This is a genomic window from uncultured Parabacteroides sp., assembly GCF_947855115.1.
Lineage (GTDB): Bacteria > Bacteroidota > Bacteroidia > Bacteroidales > Tannerellaceae > Parabacteroides.
Map to the genome: position 1 here is coordinate 50,856 of NZ_CANTZW010000008.1, position 19,617 is coordinate 70,472.

Consider the following 19,617-nt stretch of genomic DNA (forward strand, 5'->3'; position numbering starts at 1 on the left):
GTTGCATTCAGACTTATAAGATCTAGAATGATAAGTAGATACGAATTTGATGCCTTTTTGATAGCAAAGGAGATAGTTCTGTTTTATTTTGTTAATCTGTTATAGGGGGGTATTGGGTGTGTAAATAAAGAAAAAAGATGAATATAAGTGATTTCTCTAATTTTGGGATATCTTTGTGATAAAATACGATATATCTGATGATATGGCTAAGATTAAGTTGAATGTTGCCATGTCAGGTATGGCTGTAAAGCAATGGCGAGAACAGAATCTTGAGCAAAAAGGAAATATCTGTGATTATGCCACACGTTTAACGAATTGCTTTGTCTCTCGAACATGAGAATCTAAATGCGGTATTTAAAAACTAAATAAACATGAAACGGATTATTGAGATATGTGCGAATTCTGCCCAAAGTTGTGTGGAGGCAGAGATGGGAGGTGCTACCCGCGTGGAACTTTGCGCTGGGATACCTGAAGGAGGAACTACGCCTAGTTATGGAGAGATCAAGACGGCACAGGCCTTGACCTCCAAGATCGATATAAATGTGATTATCCGTCCAAGAGGTGGTGATTTCCTCTATACGGAAGCAGAAATACAGTCAATGTTATTAGATATAGAACTATGCAAGGAACTGAGAGTACATGGCGTAGTTTTCGGTTGTCTTACGAAAGACGGAGATATTGATCTGCCATTGATGCGGAGGTTGATCGAGGCGGCAAAGCCTCTATCCGTGACCTGTCATCGTGCGTTTGATGTCTGTCGGGACCCGTTCGTCGCCTTGGAGCAACTGATCGAATTGGAATGTGACCGTATTTTAACCTCCGGCCAACAATCGGATGCCGTGAAAGGAATCCCTTTAATCGCTGAGCTGGTAAGACGTGCGGATGGACGGATTATCATTATGCCGGGATGTGGCGTGCGTGAAAATAATATCGAGAGGATAGAAGCGGAGACCGGCGCAAAAGAGTTCCATACTTCTGCCCGGAGTATCGTATATAGCAAAATGGAATATCGTAATGAGAACGTTCCGATGGGAAGCAGTATCGTCTCTTCCGAATTTGAGACGATGCAAACGGATCGGGAGAAGGTGAGGGCTTATATTTGAGTACCGGTTATTGGCATAAGTTTATGTCGGCATGGGCACGCCTTTACGCCCATATAAGCTAGGGCGGTGCCTATATCCGTTGATGGATTAAAAATGGTGTATACGGTAAAGTGTCCTTCGCGTTAGTATCTTTTGATTTAAGAAACTGACGATATAGCCCGTTATGCAGGCGGCTATCAGTGAGCCCTCGCGTACTCCTTCGATACTTTGGGTAAATATAAGCGATATCAATACCGCTAAGCTTACCAAAGTAACATCAAAATAAACCTTGAACTTCCCGAACTCCTTGTTGTAATGCCGGGATGCGTATTTAACAAACGCCTCGGCACTCATCATCGCCACTCTCGGTTTAAGCTCCAGTACAACACCGATAGACTGTACGATACACCCTACCAGTAGTAACGCCATCGACGCTATGTAAGAGGCTGGATGTAAATGACTGGTCAGAGCCATGTTTAAGTCGATAAATGCCGAGAATATAAAAGAAAAAGGAATCTGGAGAAGGATTTCTATTGTATCTTGCCGGCTTTTATATTTCCGGATAATCCAGAATTGACCGGCTATCAGGAGTATATTTACAATAAAAGTCCATGTTCCTAAAGATAAAGGGCTGTTTAAGCTCAATACATAATTCACGCTAGAAATGGGTGTGGTACCCAATGCGGAACGAACAATTAAGACAATACCAACTGCTAAAAAATAGAGTCCTGTAATAAAAACTGAATACTTTTTTAGAATCTCCTTAATTTCCATATCAAACTTGTATTCTCTTTAGTTTCTCCTAGTACGTAAAGATGTATGAAAAGATGCGCAAATATATTACTTTTTTGTTAAGAGTGATAAATGATCGATCTCATTTTTTTAACATAAAAAGATTGTTTATCTTTGTACCACCATTGAATAAGAGATGCGAAGTGCGACATTAGATACAGGTTTTGGGCTTCATCAGCGTATCATACTTATGATTATGTTGGTGCTGTTGCAGTTTTATTCTATTGGAAGCGATTTCTTTCCGGAGAATATCGCTATTGTCTCGATGGAAATGGTTGATCGAGAGGAGCCAGACGTGTTGTTGGATTTTGACGATAACGCCTCATTGCGGACAGTTCGCCAAGAGCAAGCGCAAATCAAGGCCTTGAAGGTCGATTTAATCTCGGGCTTATTCACGATTATAGATTTACATGAATTAATCCATTCCTTGGAATTACGGCAATGCGCCAAACTACCTTTGTTTTATAACTTGCATAAAGCGCAGAACTTCGTTTGGTTCTGTTCCTATTTGATCTAGCGGAACTTATTTATTTCTTTAATTGTAGCGCATGAGGTGACTCACCGATGTGCTTCAGGGTTGTATACTCGTATCTCGGAAGGGCTTGAGGATACATCCTATTGCCATACTAAAATCAAAATCAAATAATTATAATCTATAAAGTTTTATGAGGAGAAAATTGTTTTCTAGCTATTTGCCCTTGCTATGCTTAACGGCCTGTGTTTGGGTTTCTTGCAGCCAAAACCGGGAAAAAAAATCCGGGGGGGATGATCATACGCCAGTCATGCGGCTAGCCATGACGACCATTGAGGTGCCACAGTCTTATGTAGCGGATGTGCAGGCGGTCCAGTTTGTGGAGGTAAAACCTAAGGTGGAAGGATTCGTGGAAGCTGTCCTTGTGGATGAGGGCGAGCACGTGAAAAAAGGACAGGTACTTTTTAAACTGTCTTCGGCTGAGCTGTATGAGGAGGTAAAAGAGGCGCAGGCCAACCATAAACAGGCGCAGGCCGAGCTGAAGATGGCTGAAGTTGAAGTAGACCGAATCAAGCGCTTGGTGGAGAAAGATATCATTTCGCCGATCCGTTTGGAGCAAGCAATGGCCGAGGCTGATGTGGCGCGCTTACAAGTACAGCAGGCGAAGTCCCGTTTGCAACGTGCGGAGACTAATTTCTCGTACACAACGATCACGGCTCCCTTCGAGGGATATGTAGACCGTATCCCCTTTAAGGTAGGAAGTTTGGTTACACCTACTAGCTTGTTGACTTCCTTGACGGACGTATCAGACATGTTCGCCTATTTCAAGATTAACGAAAAGGAGTATTTAGAATATAAACGAACCCAATTGAGCGGTATCGATCAACCGGAATATAATAATTTGGAACTTATCCTCTCCGACCAGTCCACTTACCGGTATAAAGGCAAGGTGGAGACTGTGGAAGGAGACTTTGAGCGGGGAACCGGATCGATCGCTTTCCGTGCCCGTTTCGCAAATCCGGAGCGGTTGCTGCGGCATGGCGTGTCCGGTAAGATCCGGATGTTGACAAAGATGGAGAATGTAGTCTTGGTTCCCCAACAATCCACCTTTGAAATCCAGGATTTTACCTATGTATATACGGTAGCGGAAGACGGGAAGGTAAGTGTCCGCAGCTTCGAACCGTTGGCCCGTCACGGTTCTTATTACGTAACGCAGGATTTACCGGACCAGACCGTGATTGTTTACGAGGGAGTCCAGATGATCACGGACGGTATGACTATCAATCCCGAGATGGTAGATGGGGCCACGATCCGTCGCCAATTGGAATCGTCTAACGAAATCGAGAATAATAAGTAAGCCCTATGTTTGAAATATTTATCAGGCGCCCTATCTTATCGGGCGTGATCTCGGTGGTAATTGTCTTCTTGGGATTGCTGGCGATCAATTCTTTGCCGATCACCCAGTTCCCGGATATTGTGCCTCCTTCCGTTACCGTTACCGCCCGTTATACCGGAGCGAATGCCGACGTGATGGCGAAAACGGTGGCGACCCCGTTGGAACGTGCCATCAACGGTGTACCCGGAATGACCTATATGACCTCTGTTTGTACGAACGACGGTATGTCCTTGACCACGATCTATTTCAAGGTAGGAACTGATCCGGACGTAGCTTCCGTGAATGTGCAGAATCGTGTGACCACCGTGCTGGATGAGCTTCCGGAAGAGGTGATCCGTGCCGGTGTGATCACGGAGAAAGAGGTAAACAGTATGTTGATGTATCTGAACATCATGAGCTCGGACAGTACCCATACGGAGAAATTCGTATATAACTTCGCCGATATTAATATCTTGCGCGAGTTGAAGCGTATTGATGGCGTGGGATTCGTGGAGATCATGGGTAGTCGTGATTATGCGATGCGCGTATGGTTGAACCCGAACCGTTTGGCAGCTTATAATATGTCACCGCAGGAGGTTACAGAGGCGATCCGTTCACAGAATATTGAGGCCGCTCCAGGTAAGACCGGTATTAGTTCCGATAAGATACCACAACAATTACAATACGTCTTGCAATATAGTGGTAAGTTCAGTACGCCGGAGGAATATGGCGAGATAGTCTTGAAAGCCTTGCCGGATGGTTCCGTGCTTCGTCTGAAAGATGTTGCGACGATTGAGTTCGACTCCGAGGATTATAATATGATCTCCATGACAGACGGAAAACCTTCTGCTTCTATCATGATCAAGCAGCGTCCGGGCTCGAACGCCCGTGAGGTGATCCAACAGATCAAGGCGAAGATGGAGGAACTGAAGGAGACGACTTTCGCTCCCGGCATGGAATATAATATCTCGTACGACGTATCTCGTTTTTTGGACGCTTCCATATCGGTCGTACTCAAGACTTTGTTGGAGGCGTTTATCTTGGTATTTATCGTGGTGTATCTTTTCTTGCAGGATTTCCGGTCTACATTGATACCGGCGATCGCTGTTCCGGTATCGTTGGTCGGTACATTCTTCTTTATGCAGATGTTGGGTTTCTCGATCAATATGTTGACCTTGTTTGCGTTGGTACTCGCTATCGGTATCGTGGTGGATAATGCGATCGTAGTGGTGGAGGCGGTTCACGTAAAGATGCATAATGAGAAGTTACCCCCGTTGAGAGCGACAGAGAAAGCGATCCGTGAGATCGGAGGAGCGATTATTGCCATTACGTTGGTGATGTCTGCCGTGTTTATCCCGGTGGGTTTCATGGACGGTACGGTAGGTATCTTTTATCGGCAGTTCTCGTTGACGCTTGCCGTGGCGATCGTTATTTCCGGTGTGAACGCCTTGACGTTGTCTCCGGCCCTTTGCGCCTTATTGCTGAAACCGGTATCTCATTCGAAAAAGGCAAAGAAAAGTCTCTTGACTCGTTTCTTCGATGGCTTTAACCGCCGTTATGATTTCTTGGAACGTCGCTATCGGCTGAATTTAAGATGGTTTTTGAATCGCCGGACACTGACGTACGCTACTTTGATTATTTTCTGTTTGGCTACATGGGGAATGACGCTTGTGTTACCTTCCGGCTTTATCCCGAACGAAGACCAAGGTATGATCTATGTGAATGTAGATGCGCCTCCAGGAGCGACTTTGGAACGTTCGGAAGCGGCCTTGAACAAGGTACAGGCGGCTTTGTTGCCGTTGGAAGAGGTGGAGACGATCTCTACGCTGGCCGGCTATAGCTTGATGACTGAGACGGAGGGTGCTAGTTTCGGTATGGGTATGATTAACTTGACCCCTTGGGATGAGCGAGAGCAGACCGCCGCAGAATTGATGAGCGTATATGCGGATCGTGTGGCTCATATCAAGGATGCGGATATCCAGTTCTTCTTGCCGCCTACGGTTCCGGGATTCGGTAATGCGAGTGGTTTCGAGCTTCGTCTGCAAGACAAGACCGCCGGTACCTTTGCCGAGTTGGATCAAGTTGCCAAGAGTTTTGTGGCAAAGTTAAACGCAGACCCTCGTCTGACAGGTGTAACCTCCGGTTTCAACCCGAATTTCCCGCAATATTTACTCCGTGTGGATTTGGCGAAAGCGGCAAAGTTGGGTATCAATGTGAATGAATCCATGGAGACTTTGCAATCCTATGTAGGTAGTTTCTACTCTTCCAATTTCGTCCGTTTCGGTCAGATGTATAAGGTCATGTTGCAAGCGGCTCCAGAGTATCGTATGAATCCGGAGGATTTGTTTAGCTTGTACGCTAAGAATAAAGAGGGGAATATGGTGCCTTATTCCAACTTTATGACGATGGAGCGCGTATACGGGCCGAGCCAGATTACCCGTTACAACTTGTTTACCTCGGCCATGATTACCGGTGAAGCTGCTCCGGGTGTCAGTTCGGGTGAGGCCTTGGCTGCTGTCGAGGAGATCGCTTCCGAGGCATTGCCCCGTGGATATGATATCGAATGGTCTGGTGTAGCGAAGGAAGAGAAGGAATCCGGGGGACAGACCTTGGTGATATTCGCTATTTGCTTGATCTTTGTTTACTTGTTGCTTGCCGCCCAATATGAGAGTTTGCTCCTCCCGCTTCCGGTTATCCTGTCGCTTCCGGCGGGTGTGTTCGGCTCATTCTTCCTGCTATATGTGGTGGGATTGGAGAATAATATCTATGCGCAGGTAGCACTGGTGATGTTGATCGGCTTGCTGGGAAAGAATGCGATCTTGATTATTGAGGTGGCGAACCAATGCCGCCGGGAAGGGGTGAGCGTGATGGGGGCCGCTGTTCAGGGAGCAACCAGCCGTTTACGTCCGATCCTGATGACATCCTTCGCCTTTATCAGTGGCTTGATTCCGTTGACGATCGCTTCGGGAGCCGGTGCCTTGGGTAACCGTTCTATCGGTACAGCGGCGGCCGGAGGTATGTTTATCGGTACGTTTGTCGGCATCTTCTTGATCCCGGGGCTTTATGTGATTTTTGAGTCACTGGCTACTTATTTGAAAAAGAGAAAAGAGAAAGAGCAAATTAAAGAAGACGAGTATGTGTATTAATAAGATGAGATATATAATGATATGCGCCTTGGCTTTGGTTGCTTTGGCCGGCTGTAAGACCCCTGAGTTATCGGTGGACGAGCGGATCTCGCTTCCAGAATCCGGCGAGATGGGTACGATTGACACTACTTTCGTGAAACCCCTGTCGTGGGATGTCTTTTTCCAGGATTCTTTGTTGCAGGGCTACGTGGAAGTGGCTTTACGCAATAATCATTCTTTTCGGCAAAGTATGGAGCGTATCACCATGAGCCGTGCAGCCTTGCAACGGGCGAAGGGGCTTTTGTTGCCGGACGTGGGATTGAGTATCGGGGCGTCCGTGAATCGTTTCGGTGAATATACGATGGATGGTGTGGGTAACAGTGAGACGAATGTACCTTCCCTACCGAAGGATAAACACATACCAGACCCGTACCGAGATTTTGGATTGAGCCTGAGCTTTCAATGGGAAGCGGATATCTGGGGGAAACTAACCCGTAAGAAACAGGCCGCCGCCGCTCGGTGGATGGCTTCCGTGGAGGCCACTCGTTTTGCCCAGTCGATGTTGATCTCCGACTTGGCGATTCAATATTATGAGTTGATAGGTTTGGACAGGCGTGAAGAGGTATTGCGGAACGCCTTGGCCAGTGCCCGTCGTTCCTATGAGTTGACTCGTCAGCTTAAGAAAGAAGGAGCGGAGACTCAACTGGCGGTCGATCAGTTTTATGCCCGTGTATTGTCGATAGAAAGCAAATTGCTGGAGAACGACCAGTTAATCGGTGAGAAGGAGAGGGCTATCGCTTGCCTGTTAGGTGTTTTTCCTTTTGAAATTCGTCGGATGGGGTTTGATGAGTTGCGTAAATTACCAGTTCCTTTGTCGGAAGGGATTCCGGCGAACCTGCTGACGCTACGTCCGGACGTGCGTTCTGCCGAGATGGAACTGATCGCCTCCAAAGCGGATGCGATAGCGGCTAAAGCGGCTTTCTATCCTTCGTTGGTTCTTGGTGCTAGCGGAGGTTTCAATGCTTTTGACGTGGGGAAGTGGTTTCATTCGCCTGCATCTCTGGTGTATGACTTGGCTGCGGGTATCACGGCTCCTATCTTCCGCCGAAATGAGATCCGCTCATTGTGGAACGAGGCGAAAGCTTCCCAGCGTATCGCTTTATCCCAGTATCATGAGACTGCGTTGAACGCATATACCGAGGTACTTGATTTGTATTGTGCCTGCCAGACCCAGACGGAACGTATCCACTTGAAAGAGGAAGAGTCTTTGGCTCACCAGCGATCCGTGGTGAACGCCAGCGAGATGTTCCAGTTGAGTTATGTCGGTTTCTTGGAGGTGCTTTCTGCCGAGGAACGTTATCTGGATAGCGAGTTGGAGCATATTGATATTGTCACTGATTTATGCCGGAAGAAGATCTTGTTATACCGGGCATTGGGAGGCGGTTGTTGATTTTTACTGTGGCAAACCTTGCAGAGCTACTGCATCAGTATTGCAGTGGCTCCGCAAAGGTATCGCAGGGATACTGCATTGCGGATTACAGTGGAGATACATTTTTCACAAAGCTGGACAACTTCGACCATTTGTCGTTTCTTCTGGAACCCATCCTGGTGGTGTGAGCGACTTGTTACGATAAGGTATCAGACTGTTTTGAGTAATTTGATAAGACGTTCGGCATGTCCTACCGATAGGACTTTTTGTTATTCGATAAGCTCAAGGGTAATGGAGGTACTATAACTTACACCGCAAGTATAAACACTGCCGTTATACTCCATTTGAGTCAGTTGGCAGGTGGTTTTGTAACAGGACAGAAATTCGTCGATAGTATAGCCCATTGCCCCTTCGTGGCTATATAATGCCTCGGGTACTCCAAGAGGGGATGAGTTTCTTGCCTTTGAGTTTATTTCCGGTACTACCATGTATCTGAGATATGTAAAAAGGTAAGCGGTAAACCAACCTCTTGTCGGATGAACCGTTTTACTCTTCAGGAGATTATCCGATTACTGAGACAAAAAAGCTTTCCATGACAGAGATTTCCGAACGACTGAATTTTTGCTTTATTTCTCGTTTTTTATCCCTATCTTTGAGGTCTATTATTATCCTATAGTCTAGACCATTATGAGATATCAGACTCTATTTGTGTTTTTAGGATTATCTTTGTTGTGCAAGGCCCAGCAAGATTCGATCGTCCCTTTTGAGAAAGCTTATAAACGTACGTATACGATCCGGAAAGTATCGGGAGAGAGACCTGTAATCGATGGTAAACTAGATGAGGATTTTTGGACGAAACAGGGTGAATGGTCGGATCATTTCGTGCAAATTATCCCCTATGAGCGGGTGGTCACTCAATCCCCGACCCGGGTAAAGCTTTTCTACGATGATAAATATATCTACGTAGGTGTATATTGTAAAGATGCCATGCCGGATAAAATGAATCGTTTTATCGGGAACCGGGATGATAATAGCCTTGGCGATTTGATCAGTGTCGCTTTCGATACCTACCATGATTATCGTGCGGCCCCGGAATTCAATATCAATTTGGGAGGAAATAAGACGGATCTGGTCGTGACGGATAAGCTGAATGTCAATTTGAGTTGGAACGCTGTATGGGAAGGTCGGACACATATCGACCAGGCAGATTCCAGTTGGACCGCCGAGCTACGTATCCCATTCAGCCAGTTGCGTTATAACCAGAAATCAAAAGATGGCGTTTGGGGCTTGCACGTACGCCGTATCATTCGCCGGAATAATGAGGTGCAGAACTGGAGCATGATTCCCTTGAAAAATAACGGGCATGTTTTCTCTTTCGGTAACATGAGCGGCATGGATTCTGTTCCGAAGCCCCGTGGCATTGAGTTCTTGCCTTATGTGATGGGGAAATACAGGCATGAGCCTAGAATAGACGGTAGTCCTTACCAAAAAGGACATAGCTGGGGAGGTAATGTGGGCTTGGACGCTAAGTTTGCCCTCTCGGATTATACGTTGGATATGACGATCAATCCGGATTACGGGCAGGTCGAATTAGATCCCTCGGTTATGAATCTCACGGCCTACGAGACGTTCTATGAGGAGAAACGCCCTTTTTTCTTGGAAGGGAAGCATATCTTGGATTTCGCTAACGGAAATGATATGATGTTTTATACCCGGAGGATCGGGGCATCTCCTTCCTATACGCCACAGGATATCGATAATATAAACAATTTTGCCAGTACGAAGGAGAATGTTCCGATTATCGGGGCTTTGAAACTGACCGGGACGAATCGACGAGGCCTGACAATCGGGGTAATTGAGAGCGTGACGGCACGTTCCTCCTCTAAGGTCACTCGTGGTGGAATGGAAAACGTAGAGGTCGTAGAGCCTTTGACGAATTATACGGTAGCCCGTGTCCAAAAAAACTGGAAAGGGAATACCTTGCTGGGTGGTATGGTCACTTCGGTAAACCGTGCCTTGGACCAGCCTTACTTGGAGGACTTAATGGTGCGTAACGCTTTCACGGCAGGAATTGATTTTACCCAGTATTTCAAGAACCGTCTTTATTATGTAGATGTAAAAGGGATGTTGAGTTCCTTGCATGGTAACGCCGCTGCGATTACAGCTTTACAAAAAAGCGTAGCACATTATTATCAACGGGAGTCATCCTCCGGTTATCTGGGAGTAGATCCTGCCCGTCGTTCCTTAACAGGTACAGGAGGTTATGTGAAAGTGGGGAGGAAAGGTAATGCCAAATGGAATTTCTCGGAGACCTTCACTTGGTCTTCTCCCGGTTTCGACCTGAATGATATCGGATATATGAAGGAGACGGATTATTTGATGAATGAAACGGAAATCGTGTATCGGCAGACCGATATCTGGAGAATTTTCCGGTATAATGCCTTTACCTTGTCTCAGAAGAATATGTGGAATTATGGCGGGACTCCTTTCTGTAACAACGCCTCTTTGCGTTGGCAGAGTATGACAATGGATCGGTATGAATGGGACGTGAAGGAAACGTTTTGTTGGAACTGGCTGGATAGCCGCCTGTTGAGGGGAGGGCCGGATGTCCGTTTCGGACCTTATTTTGCGACTTCCGCTAAATTTAACACCGATAAGGCGAAACGGATGATGTTCATGCTGAAATATGAGGGAGATCATAATTTCGAAGGGAATCGTTTCAATACGATCTCACCAAGCTTGACATTCCGTTTAGGAAACCACGTCTATTTGTCCGGGCAGTTGGATTATGCTTGGAATACAGATCGGATGCAATATGTGGCTACGGCGAACCCACTTGGTTCGAGTAGCTTGAATTCTTGCTATGTCATGGGGCATATGGATCAGCAGACCTATGGCCTCACTTTGAAATTGCAGGTGAACGTGACTCCCGATATTTCCATCCAGTTCTATGGCGCCCCATTTACCTCTATCGCAAAATATGATGAGTTCAAATTAGCGGCAGATACGAAGTCGCATGCCTTTGAGAACCGTTTCCGGCGTGTTGGCCCAGACAACCTAAGTTATGCGGAGGGTGTCTATACGATAGGGAAGGGAGACGGGCAGATCGCTTTTGAGAACCCGGATTTCAGATTTAACGAGTTTCGTTCTAACTTGGTAGCCCGTTGGGAATACTTGCCCGGCTCCACGCTTTACTTTGTATGGGAACACCGGATGTCAAACCGGGATAACTGGTATACTTCCGGCTGGGGGACTAATTTGGATCGTATGTGGAGACTCCCTTCTACAAATACGTTCATGATCAAAATGAATTATTGGTTCAACTTGTAAATATAGGCGGAATTCATTAGCTTTGTATATCAATAAAGACATAAAAGATATGGAAGAGAAGAAAAGATTAACCCGTTCGAATGACGGGATGATAGGTGGAGTTTGCGCCGGCCTTGCGGAATACTTGGGTATTGATCCGACGGTGGTGCGGGTCGCTTGGGTATTGATGGTTTTTTTCGCTGGATTCGGTATATTACTGTATATTATATTATGGTTGATAATGCCTAAACAACAGATTGGATAAGGAATGAATTTTGAGATATCGTCTTCGTTCAGTCCCACGGGAGATCAGCCCGAGGCGATTGCGGCGTTGTCGGAAGGGATCAAGGATGGTGTTCCTTTCCAAACTCTTTTAGGGGTAACAGGTTCCGGTAAGACCTTTACGATCGCTAACGTGATAAAAGAAGTCCAGAGACCAACCTTGATATTGAGCCATAATAAGACGCTTGCTGCGCAGTTGTATAGTGAGTTTAAAGCTTTTTTCCCGAACAATGCGGTGGAATACTTTGTATCTTATTATGATTATTACCAACCGGAAGCCTATCTACCTTCTACCGATACATACATCGAGAAAGACTTGGCGATCAATGAGGAAATCGATAAGCTACGCTTGAGGGCTACGGCTTCCTTGTTGTCGGGTCGTAAGGATGTTATCGTGGTATCGTCTGTATCCTGTTTATACGGTATGGCAGATCCTACGGCTTTCGCCGAGAAAGTGACACATCTGGAACGGGGTATGCGTATTGACAGGGATAAACTATTGCGTCGCTTCGTGGATGCTCTGTATGTGAATAACAAGTTGGAATTTAAGAGTGGCTGTTTCCGTGTGAATGGGGATACGGTGGATATTTTCCCGGCAATCGAGACTTTCGACGGCATGGCTTACCGTATTGAGTTTTGGGATGACGAGATAGACCGGATCTCTTCGTTCAATCCCTTGACGGGAGAGGAATACGATGAGCAGGATGAGCTGAATATTTACCCGACCAATTTGTTCGTTACCACCCAAGATCGTATCAATACGGCGATTAGCCAAATCGATGTAGACCTGGGTACGCAGGTGAATTATTTGAGGGAGATCGGCAAGCCGTTCGAGGCGAAACGTTTGTATGAGCGCGTCACGTTCGACTTGGAGATGATCCGAGAGTTGGGTCATTGCTCGGGTATCGAAAACTATTCTCGTTATTTTGACGGGCGTATGGCGGGAGACCGCCCTTTCTGCCTGTTAGATTATTTCCCGAAAGACTTTCTGCTTGTCGTAGATGAGAGTCATGTGACGATCCCCCAGATACGTGCGATGTATGGTGGGGACTATGCCCGGAAAAAAAACTTGGTGGAGTACGGTTTCCGTCTGCCGGCGGCGATGGATAACCGCCCGCTTACCTTTGAGGAGTTTGAGTCGTTGACTCCTTTAGGCATTTACGTGAGCGCTACTCCCGCCGATTATGAGTTGATCAAGAGCGAGGGTGTGGTGGTCGAGCAGGTTATACGTCCGACAGGCCTGTTAGACCCAGTAATAGATGTACGTCCTTCCCTGAACCAGATCGATGATTTGATGGAGGAGATCACACGGCGTTCAGCGCAAAACGAACGGGTGTTGGTGACCACGTTGACTAAGCGTATGGCAGAGGAGTTGACCTCTTATATGATCCGTATGGGAGTGAGGTGTAACTATATACATAGTGATGTCGATACCTTGGAACGAGTACAGATTATGGATGACCTTCGGAACGGCTTGTTTGATGTACTGGTGGGTGTCAACCTGCTGCGCGAGGGGCTAGATTTGCCGGAGGTCTCGTTGGTCGCTATTCTTGATGCGGATAAGGAGGGCTTTTTACGCTCCCATCGTTCCTTGACGCAAACGGCTGGACGTGCCGCCCGAAACGTGAATGGAAAGGTTATCTTTTATGCCGATAAGATCACGGATAGTATGCGGAGGACAATAGATGAGACGAATCGCCGGAGAGAAAAACAAATGGCTTATAACGAAGCTCATGGCATTACTCCGAAGCAGGTTATGAGAAACAGTGTTTCCATGCTTGTCGATAAACAACAGCCGACAGTCGAGCCTTATGCTTACATAGAACCGGAACCGAGCCTAGTGGCAGACCCGGTCGTACAATACATGAACCGTACGCAGCTTGAGAAGGCGATTGAGCGGACTCGCAAGCTGATGACGGAAGCGGCGAAGAAACTGGATTTCATCGAGGCTGCTCAATTCCGTGACGAGCTGGTGAGATTGGAGGATTTATTAAAGACGAAAAAAGATTAACTTATGAGAGGGGGGATGGGGATACTTGGCTTTTGTATGTGGGCATGGTTAGCGTTTGGAGCAAGTGCCCAGGATTGCGATTCCTTTAAGTTGTATTGCACGGTCGAGGACCGTTCTGTCTTCGACCGGTATTATGCTTGTACGGACTCCAAGAAATCGCTGCCACTGAATGAGCTGATGATCCATACCGCCCTTTTCTTCCGGGAGACTCCTTATGTCGCCTCTACCTTGGAGAGAGAGCCGGAGGGCCTGGTTGTCAATCTGCGGGAATTGGATTGTACCACGTTTGCGGAGACAGTACTGGCTTTATCCCGTACCATGCAGGGAGAGAATACTTCCTTTGAAAGTTTCTGTGAGAACCTGCGGTATCTCCGGTATCGGGAAGGTACGATCCGGGATTATACGGATCGTTTGCATTATATGACAGACTGGTTCTACGAGAATGAGCGAAAAGGAATCGTGAGAGATATAGGGCAGGAGATAGGAGGTATCCTCTTGCCGCTGGAATTATCTTTTATATCTACGCACCCGAATAGCTATAAACAGTTGAAGAGTCATCCGGAATTGATCCGAAAGATAGCAAATAAGGAGAAAGAGATCAATCGGCGTTCTTATTATTATGTGCCTAAAGGGAAGATAGACAAATGTTCGTCCGGGATTAAGAATGGTGATATCCTCTGTTTTGTCACTTCCATCAAAGGATTAGACGTTACGCATGTCGGGATCGCTTATTGGAAAGAGGGCCGGTTGACATTTATCCATGCCTCTTCTTCTGCCCGGAAGGTAATCATCCAAGAATCCTCATTGCGGGATTATGCGGAGGGGATAAAGAGTTGCAAAGGGATATTGATAGCCCGCCCATTACCCACTCATTGAAATAACTCAAAGGCAAACTTGAGTCCCACGCTTTGGTAATGCCAGCGTTCGAACCCGGCGAATACTCCGATATTGAAGATATGGTTCCCGATCCCGTAGCCTATTTCCGTATAGCTGGGCAATACTGGTGTCCATAGCTGGCTTAAGTAAAAGCGCTCGGAAAAGATATAGCGAGAGGCTACTTGCATGAATTTCTTTGTGGAGTTGATACGGAGTATTTTGAATAACACAAACGGGCTCTCGTACATGAAATGTGCTTGTATGTATTTGTCGGAAGCATTGAACCATTCCCCTTTCAACAAATTAAAGACACCTCCGATCTGATCGTCCCACGTGTCAGGGAAATTCCTGCGGGTGAAGTATCTGAAATCTGCGAAGTAAGTGGATTTCTGTTGCGTGTAGAGACCGGCACTGATATGATAGTTCAATCGCCTGCATAAGCCAAGCATGAGGCTTTGATGAATATCTGCCTCTATCCGACCGTAGTCTCCCGTACTTTTTCCAATCCCGGGGATACCTCTCGCAAATTCGATGGAGATCGTGGGATAATAGGAATATACATACTCTTTCCGGTATCCGTCCATGCGATAATATTGGCGAGGTGTGTAGGAGATACCGAGTACGGGCGTAAAATCATTGTAATTCTGGCTGAGTATTTCTTCCACGTCGTCACCGGGATCAATCTCCACTTTCTTCTTGGAAGGGATACGTCGATGGTAAGAAATGCCTGTTGTCAGTTGAAACCCGTTGAACAACTCGATGGAGTTTTTTATCTCGGCGTAATAATGCTTGAAATATTCAAGGTCTAAATCATCGAAGTTGAAGGTGGAATCCTTTAACTCCTCGTTGATTTTCCGGGTGATCTCGGAAGAATAACTCTCATTACTGTTTCCGATCTCAATCGATAAGACCCCTCGTTTTTGCGGCGAGTATTCCCAATCGCCTCCGATCTTGAAAAATATTTGTTTACGCTTGAATACGTAACCGATCTCGGGATGAAAACGGAGCTGCTTGTCATGAGTGAAAGTCTTGCTGATACGGAACCTCTGTTTATAGGTAATCCCGTTGCGGGCAGAATAACCTAGCTGGAACGGGTTTAGAAAGCCTGAATATTTGATACGGGTCGATTTATAATCCATATTGACCGTATTTGTCAATTGTTCCGTCAACTTGACATACTTCCGAAGATCCTCTACCGTATCGGTTTTACTTACCTCTCTCTCTTGAGTTTTGCTGTATAGATAAGCCTCGTCCGGACTCAAGGGGATGTCGCGGTGCTTGTTCCAGTAGCAAGAATCCCTGATAATAGGGACTGTGTCTGATGATAGTTTGTAATAATTTGTCAGGTCTAAAGACTTCCACTTATGGTTTTCGTTATCCTCTTCCACCCATTCTACCTCGTTATACTTAAAGGAGGAGTGGTAGGTAGTTACCACCGTGTTCCCTAATACCCTATATCGAAGGAACAGATCCGCTTTCTCGGGTAGGATGAACCGCCTGAAATCCCGCCCGTAGCTCATGACCAGATTGAATTCGGCGAAAGAGTAACGACCGTTCATATCGATCTTGTCGATCGTCCATGACTGGTCGATAATGTATAAGTCTCCGCATACCAGTTTCTGGCTCCATTGTTTCGGTAGGAAACGGATCTTGTAAATCGTCAAGCCGTTGGTCGTTTCCACGCTTTCCAAGTTGAACGTATAAAACTTAAAGGCATTGTCGGCTATAGGCATAAAGATTGCGTCATCGTAGGCGGTGGGAGAGTATACGTTTAGGTTTAAGAACGCCAAGGCCTCCTGCTGTTTCTTCCCGTTGGGGATACTGTTTCCGTTGACTGCCTTCAGGTCATGAAGATAATTCTGTGGGGCGTTATATTTAGATAGGCTGACCATCTCGAAAAGCATATCTTTGTTTTTCCGGTCGATGGGGAAGATATGGTGGGCGAGGCGTATTAATAAATTTTGTTTTAAAATTTCTGTACGCCCCTTGATATAAATCTCGGCCTCGTATTTAGAAACCGTGTTCTTATATAGGGAAGCTTTCTTGATGACAAGTTGCATGATCGAGTCCGCTCGTTCTCTCGTTACCCGATTCTCCTTGTCGAAAGACAGTATCTTATCACTATAAGTATCAGTGTTCTTTGCGAGAATACTTATAGATATTAAAATCAGGGTAAGTATCGAATATAGTTTTTTCAACGATTTTACATTCTTTCCGGACAAACATAACGAATAAATTTCAGTTTAGACGTGAAAGAAAGTAAAATGTTACAATATCGTGTAATTAATCGTACAAAAGTTTTTATTTTATCAAAAGAAAAATCGTATATTTGTGCTTCATAAGTATGTTATATAGCAGTCGTGGTTAAACAGCAGAAAGAAGAGGTCGATTTGTCGGCCAGTTTATCAGAGGTGTGGAGGGTTCTGACCGAGAAAGAACGTGAGATCCTCCGTAGTAATTCGACGATCCAGCATTTCAAACGTAACGAGTTGATTTATTGCGAGGGCGACGAACCAAAGGATATGATGTGCTTGTTAAAGGGTAAAGTGAAAATCTATAAGGATGGCGTAGGCGGTAGAAGCCAGATTATCCGGATGATTAAGCCTGTACAATATTTTGGTTACCGGGCTAGTTTCGCTCAAGAAGATTACTTGACGAACGCTTCCGCTTTCGAGGCTTCTACGGTTTGTATGATTCCTATGACGGTGGTTACAGGTCTTTTGACGAGCAATCCGAATTTGGCCATGTTTTTCATCCGACAGTTATCAATTGATCTGGGTATTTCGGATGAACGTACGGTGAACCTTACGCAAAAGCATATTCGTGGGCGGTTAGCTGAATCTTTGTTATTCTTGAAAGATAGTTATGGTCTGGAAGAAGACGGTGCTACATTAAGTATCTATCTGGCTCGTGAAGATCTGGCGAATCTATCTAATATGACTACGTCGAATGCGATTCGTACCTTGTCTACTTTTGTGGCAGAGCATATTATCGCCCTGGATGGTAGAAAGATAAAGTTGATAGATGAGGATCGGCTGAAGAAGATCAGTAAGATGGGATAACGATATAAATCGGGAGATTGGGAATCAAGAATGTCGAAAGGATATTTCTTGATCTCTCAATTCCCGATTTTTCGATTTTATAATATCGCTTGTTTTAGGCGTACCAAACGTGTCAAGAGGTCTTCCAGCAGGTCTAGCCTTAACATGTTAGCCCCATCTGATTTAGCCTGTTTCGGTTCCGGATGAGTCTCAATAAACAGACCGTCCGTGCCTACGGCGATGGCGGCTTTCGCTATTGTCTCGATGAGGGTGGGTAGTCCACCGGTTACGCCGGAGGTTTGATTCGGTTGTTGTAAGGAATGGGTTACGTCCATGATGACAGGGAAACCGAATGTTTGCATTTGTGGGATACCTCGGAAATCGACAACAAGGTCAGTATATCCGAATGTCGTTCCCCGTTCGGTAATCATTACCTTATCATTTCCTGCGTCCACTACCTTTTGTGTGGCGAATCGCATGGCATCCGGAGAAAGGAACTGTCCTTTTTTTATATTGACGATTTTCCCGGTCTCGGCCGCCGCTACTAACAAATCTGTTTGGCGGCATAGGAAAGCTGGGATTTGAAGGACATCGACATATTCGGCGGCCATGGCAGCCTCCTTTGTCTCATGGATGTCGGTGACGGTGGGGATATGGAAAGTCTCACCTACCTTCCGTAAAATCTTTAGCGCTTTTTCGTCTCCGATACCCGTGAAAGAATCTAGGCGGGAACGATTTGCTTTCCGGTAGGAGCCTTTAAATACGTAGGGTATATGTAGCTTTTCCGTGATACCTGTTATTTTCTCGGCGATCCGTAACGCCATCTCTTCTCCTTCGATTACACAAGGACCTGCCATCAAGAAGAAATTCTTGCCATTATTTAGGTCGTTTATTGTTATCATAGTTGATTATTTATTATTTGCATTGTTATCGCTATCTTTTCTTCGGTTGGAAGGGTAGCGTCTATCCAATGGATCTCGCATCCCCGGCGTTCCATACCTCGAAACCAAGTCATCTGTCTTTTTGCGAATTGGTGGATCGCTATTTCTAGTCGCTCAATCATCTCCTTGAACGAAAGTTCCCCAATGATATACAAAGTAAGAAATTTGTATTCCAGTCCGTAATAGATCAGGTCTTCCGGTTTAACGCCTGTAGCCAGTATATTGCGTACTTCGTCCACCATGCCTTCGTCTAAACGGGCCCGCAACCGTTTGGATATTTTTTCTCTACGTAATTCTCGGGCGATATTGATACCGATGATCAGGCTGTTGATCGGGTTATACTCGTTTATATCCGGAGCTTGATTTTTATAGTACTCTTCGATCTCAATCGCACGAATTGCTCGCTGGGCAGTATCTACATCCGTTTTATTATGCAGTACCTTATAAGAGGCAAGAATGGCCTCCAGCTCTTCCAGGCTCTTATTTACCAAAGATTCCCTTAGTACTGGGTTTGGGGGTACGTCCAGTAACTTATACCCTTTTAATACGGCCTCGATATACATTCCGGTTCCCCCGCATAGGATTGGGAGTTTACCTTTTTGCTTGATCTCCTCATACACCCGGAAAAAGTCGTGTTGGTACTCAAATACATTGTATTTGTAACCAGGGGCGCAGATATCAATCAGATGGTAGGGGATTTGTTTTCCACCAACGTTGTAATCTGCCAGATCCTTACCTGTCCCGATGTCCATGGAACGGTATATCTGCCGGGAATCAGCGCTGATGATCTCCGTATCCAGATGGGCAGCGAGAGCAGCGGCAAAAGCCGTCTTCCCAGATGCTGTAGGCCCGAGTATGGTAATAAGTTCGTATTTTTCCATC

14 protein-coding genes and 2 pseudogenes are annotated in these 19,617 nt (G+C 45.9%); 11 read left to right on the forward strand and 5 right to left on the reverse strand.

Translation table 11 applies throughout. The annotated features are described in order from the left end of the window. Window positions 1-217: 217 nt before the first annotated feature. Both Q0110_RS07215 and Q0110_RS07220 read left to right on the forward strand, forming a co-directional pair. Window positions 218-362: pseudogene (locus Q0110_RS07215) on the forward strand (KilA-N domain-containing protein); the annotation flags it as partial. A gap of 9 nt (window positions 363-371) precedes the next feature. Beyond that, the gene (locus Q0110_RS07220) at window positions 372-1,103 is read left to right on the forward strand and encodes a copper homeostasis protein CutC (protein WP_297904970.1); all 732 of its coding nucleotides are present in this window, start codon (window positions 372-374) and stop codon (window positions 1,101-1,103) included. A gap of 87 nt (window positions 1,104-1,190) precedes the next feature. Here the strand turns inward: Q0110_RS07220 and Q0110_RS07225 are convergent, their stop codons facing one another. Beyond that, window positions 1,191-1,856, reverse strand: coding sequence for a DUF6198 family protein (locus Q0110_RS07225; protein ID WP_297904973.1), 666 nt, complete (start codon window positions 1,854-1,856; stop codon window positions 1,191-1,193). A 154-nt stretch (window positions 1,857-2,010) separates the two neighbouring features. Here Q0110_RS07225 and Q0110_RS07230 point away from each other — a divergent pair, with 154 nt between their 5' ends. The 4 genes from Q0110_RS07230 (at window position 2,011) to Q0110_RS07245 (ending at window position 8,296) form a co-directional block, all read left to right on the forward strand. Beyond that, window positions 2,011-2,391, forward strand: a complete 381-nt coding sequence (locus Q0110_RS07230; protein ID WP_297904976.1) for a hypothetical protein — start codon at window positions 2,011-2,013, stop codon at window positions 2,389-2,391. Between the two features lie 148 nt (window positions 2,392-2,539). Continuing rightward, window positions 2,540-3,703, forward strand: coding sequence for an efflux RND transporter periplasmic adaptor subunit (locus Q0110_RS07235; RefSeq protein WP_297904978.1), 1,164 nt, complete (start codon window positions 2,540-2,542; stop codon window positions 3,701-3,703). A 5-nt stretch (window positions 3,704-3,708) separates the two neighbouring features. Further along, on the forward strand, window positions 3,709-6,867 hold the full coding sequence (locus tag Q0110_RS07240; protein ID WP_297904981.1) for an efflux RND transporter permease subunit: 3,159 nt from the start codon (window positions 3,709-3,711) through the stop codon (window positions 6,865-6,867). After that, window positions 6,857-8,296 (forward strand): efflux transporter outer membrane subunit, encoded by a 1,440-nt coding sequence (locus Q0110_RS07245; RefSeq protein WP_297904984.1) that lies wholly within the window; start codon window positions 6,857-6,859, stop codon window positions 8,294-8,296. The genes Q0110_RS07240 and Q0110_RS07245 overlap by 11 nt, the downstream gene beginning before the upstream one ends. A gap of 248 nt (window positions 8,297-8,544) precedes the next feature. Here Q0110_RS07245 and Q0110_RS07250 read toward each other — a convergent pair. Next, window positions 8,545-8,764 (reverse strand): annotated as a pseudogene (locus Q0110_RS07250) (flavodoxin family protein); the annotation flags it as partial. 198 nt (window positions 8,765-8,962) lie between these two features. Between Q0110_RS07250 and Q0110_RS07255 the strand changes: the two are divergent. From Q0110_RS07255 to Q0110_RS07270, 4 genes are read left to right on the forward strand one after another with little or no spacing between them, the layout of a single operon-like run. Further along, window positions 8,963-11,605 carry a DUF5916 domain-containing protein gene (locus tag Q0110_RS07255; RefSeq protein ID WP_297904987.1) on the forward strand — a complete coding sequence of 881 codons (2,643 nt, stop codon included), beginning with the start codon at window positions 8,963-8,965 and terminating at the stop codon, window positions 11,603-11,605. 49 nt (window positions 11,606-11,654) lie between these two features. Next, window positions 11,655-11,849 carry a PspC domain-containing protein gene (locus tag Q0110_RS07260; protein WP_297904990.1) on the forward strand — a complete coding sequence of 65 codons (195 nt, stop codon included), beginning with the start codon at window positions 11,655-11,657 and terminating at the stop codon, window positions 11,847-11,849. A gap of 3 nt (window positions 11,850-11,852) precedes the next feature. Next, the gene (gene uvrB, locus Q0110_RS07265; RefSeq protein WP_297904993.1) at window positions 11,853-13,877 is read left to right on the forward strand and encodes an excinuclease ABC subunit UvrB; all 2,025 of its coding nucleotides are present in this window, start codon (window positions 11,853-11,855) and stop codon (window positions 13,875-13,877) included. A gap of 3 nt (window positions 13,878-13,880) precedes the next feature. Next, window positions 13,881-14,753, forward strand: coding sequence for an N-acetylmuramoyl-L-alanine amidase-like domain-containing protein (locus tag Q0110_RS07270; RefSeq protein ID WP_297904996.1), 873 nt, complete (start codon window positions 13,881-13,883; stop codon window positions 14,751-14,753). Here Q0110_RS07270 and Q0110_RS07275 read toward each other — a convergent pair. Then, window positions 14,747-16,951, reverse strand: a complete 2,205-nt coding sequence (locus Q0110_RS07275; protein ID WP_297904999.1) for a DUF5686 family protein — start codon at window positions 16,949-16,951, stop codon at window positions 14,747-14,749. The genes Q0110_RS07270 and Q0110_RS07275 overlap by 7 nt on opposite strands. Before the next feature lie 162 nt (window positions 16,952-17,113). Between Q0110_RS07275 and Q0110_RS07280 the strand changes: the two genes are divergently transcribed. Beyond that, window positions 17,114-17,815 carry a Crp/Fnr family transcriptional regulator gene (locus Q0110_RS07280; protein ID WP_297905002.1) on the forward strand — a complete coding sequence of 234 codons (702 nt, stop codon included), beginning with the start codon at window positions 17,114-17,116 and terminating at the stop codon, window positions 17,813-17,815. 77 nt (window positions 17,816-17,892) lie between these two features. Here Q0110_RS07280 and kdsA read toward each other — a convergent pair whose 3' ends face one another. Continuing rightward, entirely contained in the window at window positions 17,893-18,696 is an 804-nt protein-coding gene (gene kdsA, locus Q0110_RS07285) for a 3-deoxy-8-phosphooctulonate synthase (protein WP_297905005.1), read from the reverse strand. After that, complete coding sequence (miaA, locus tag Q0110_RS07290) at window positions 18,693-19,616, reverse strand: tRNA (adenosine(37)-N6)-dimethylallyltransferase MiaA (protein ID WP_297905008.1); 924 nt, start codon at window positions 19,614-19,616, stop codon at window positions 18,693-18,695. Before miaA ends, kdsA begins: the two co-directional genes overlap by 4 nt. Window position 19,617 lies beyond the last annotated feature (1 nt).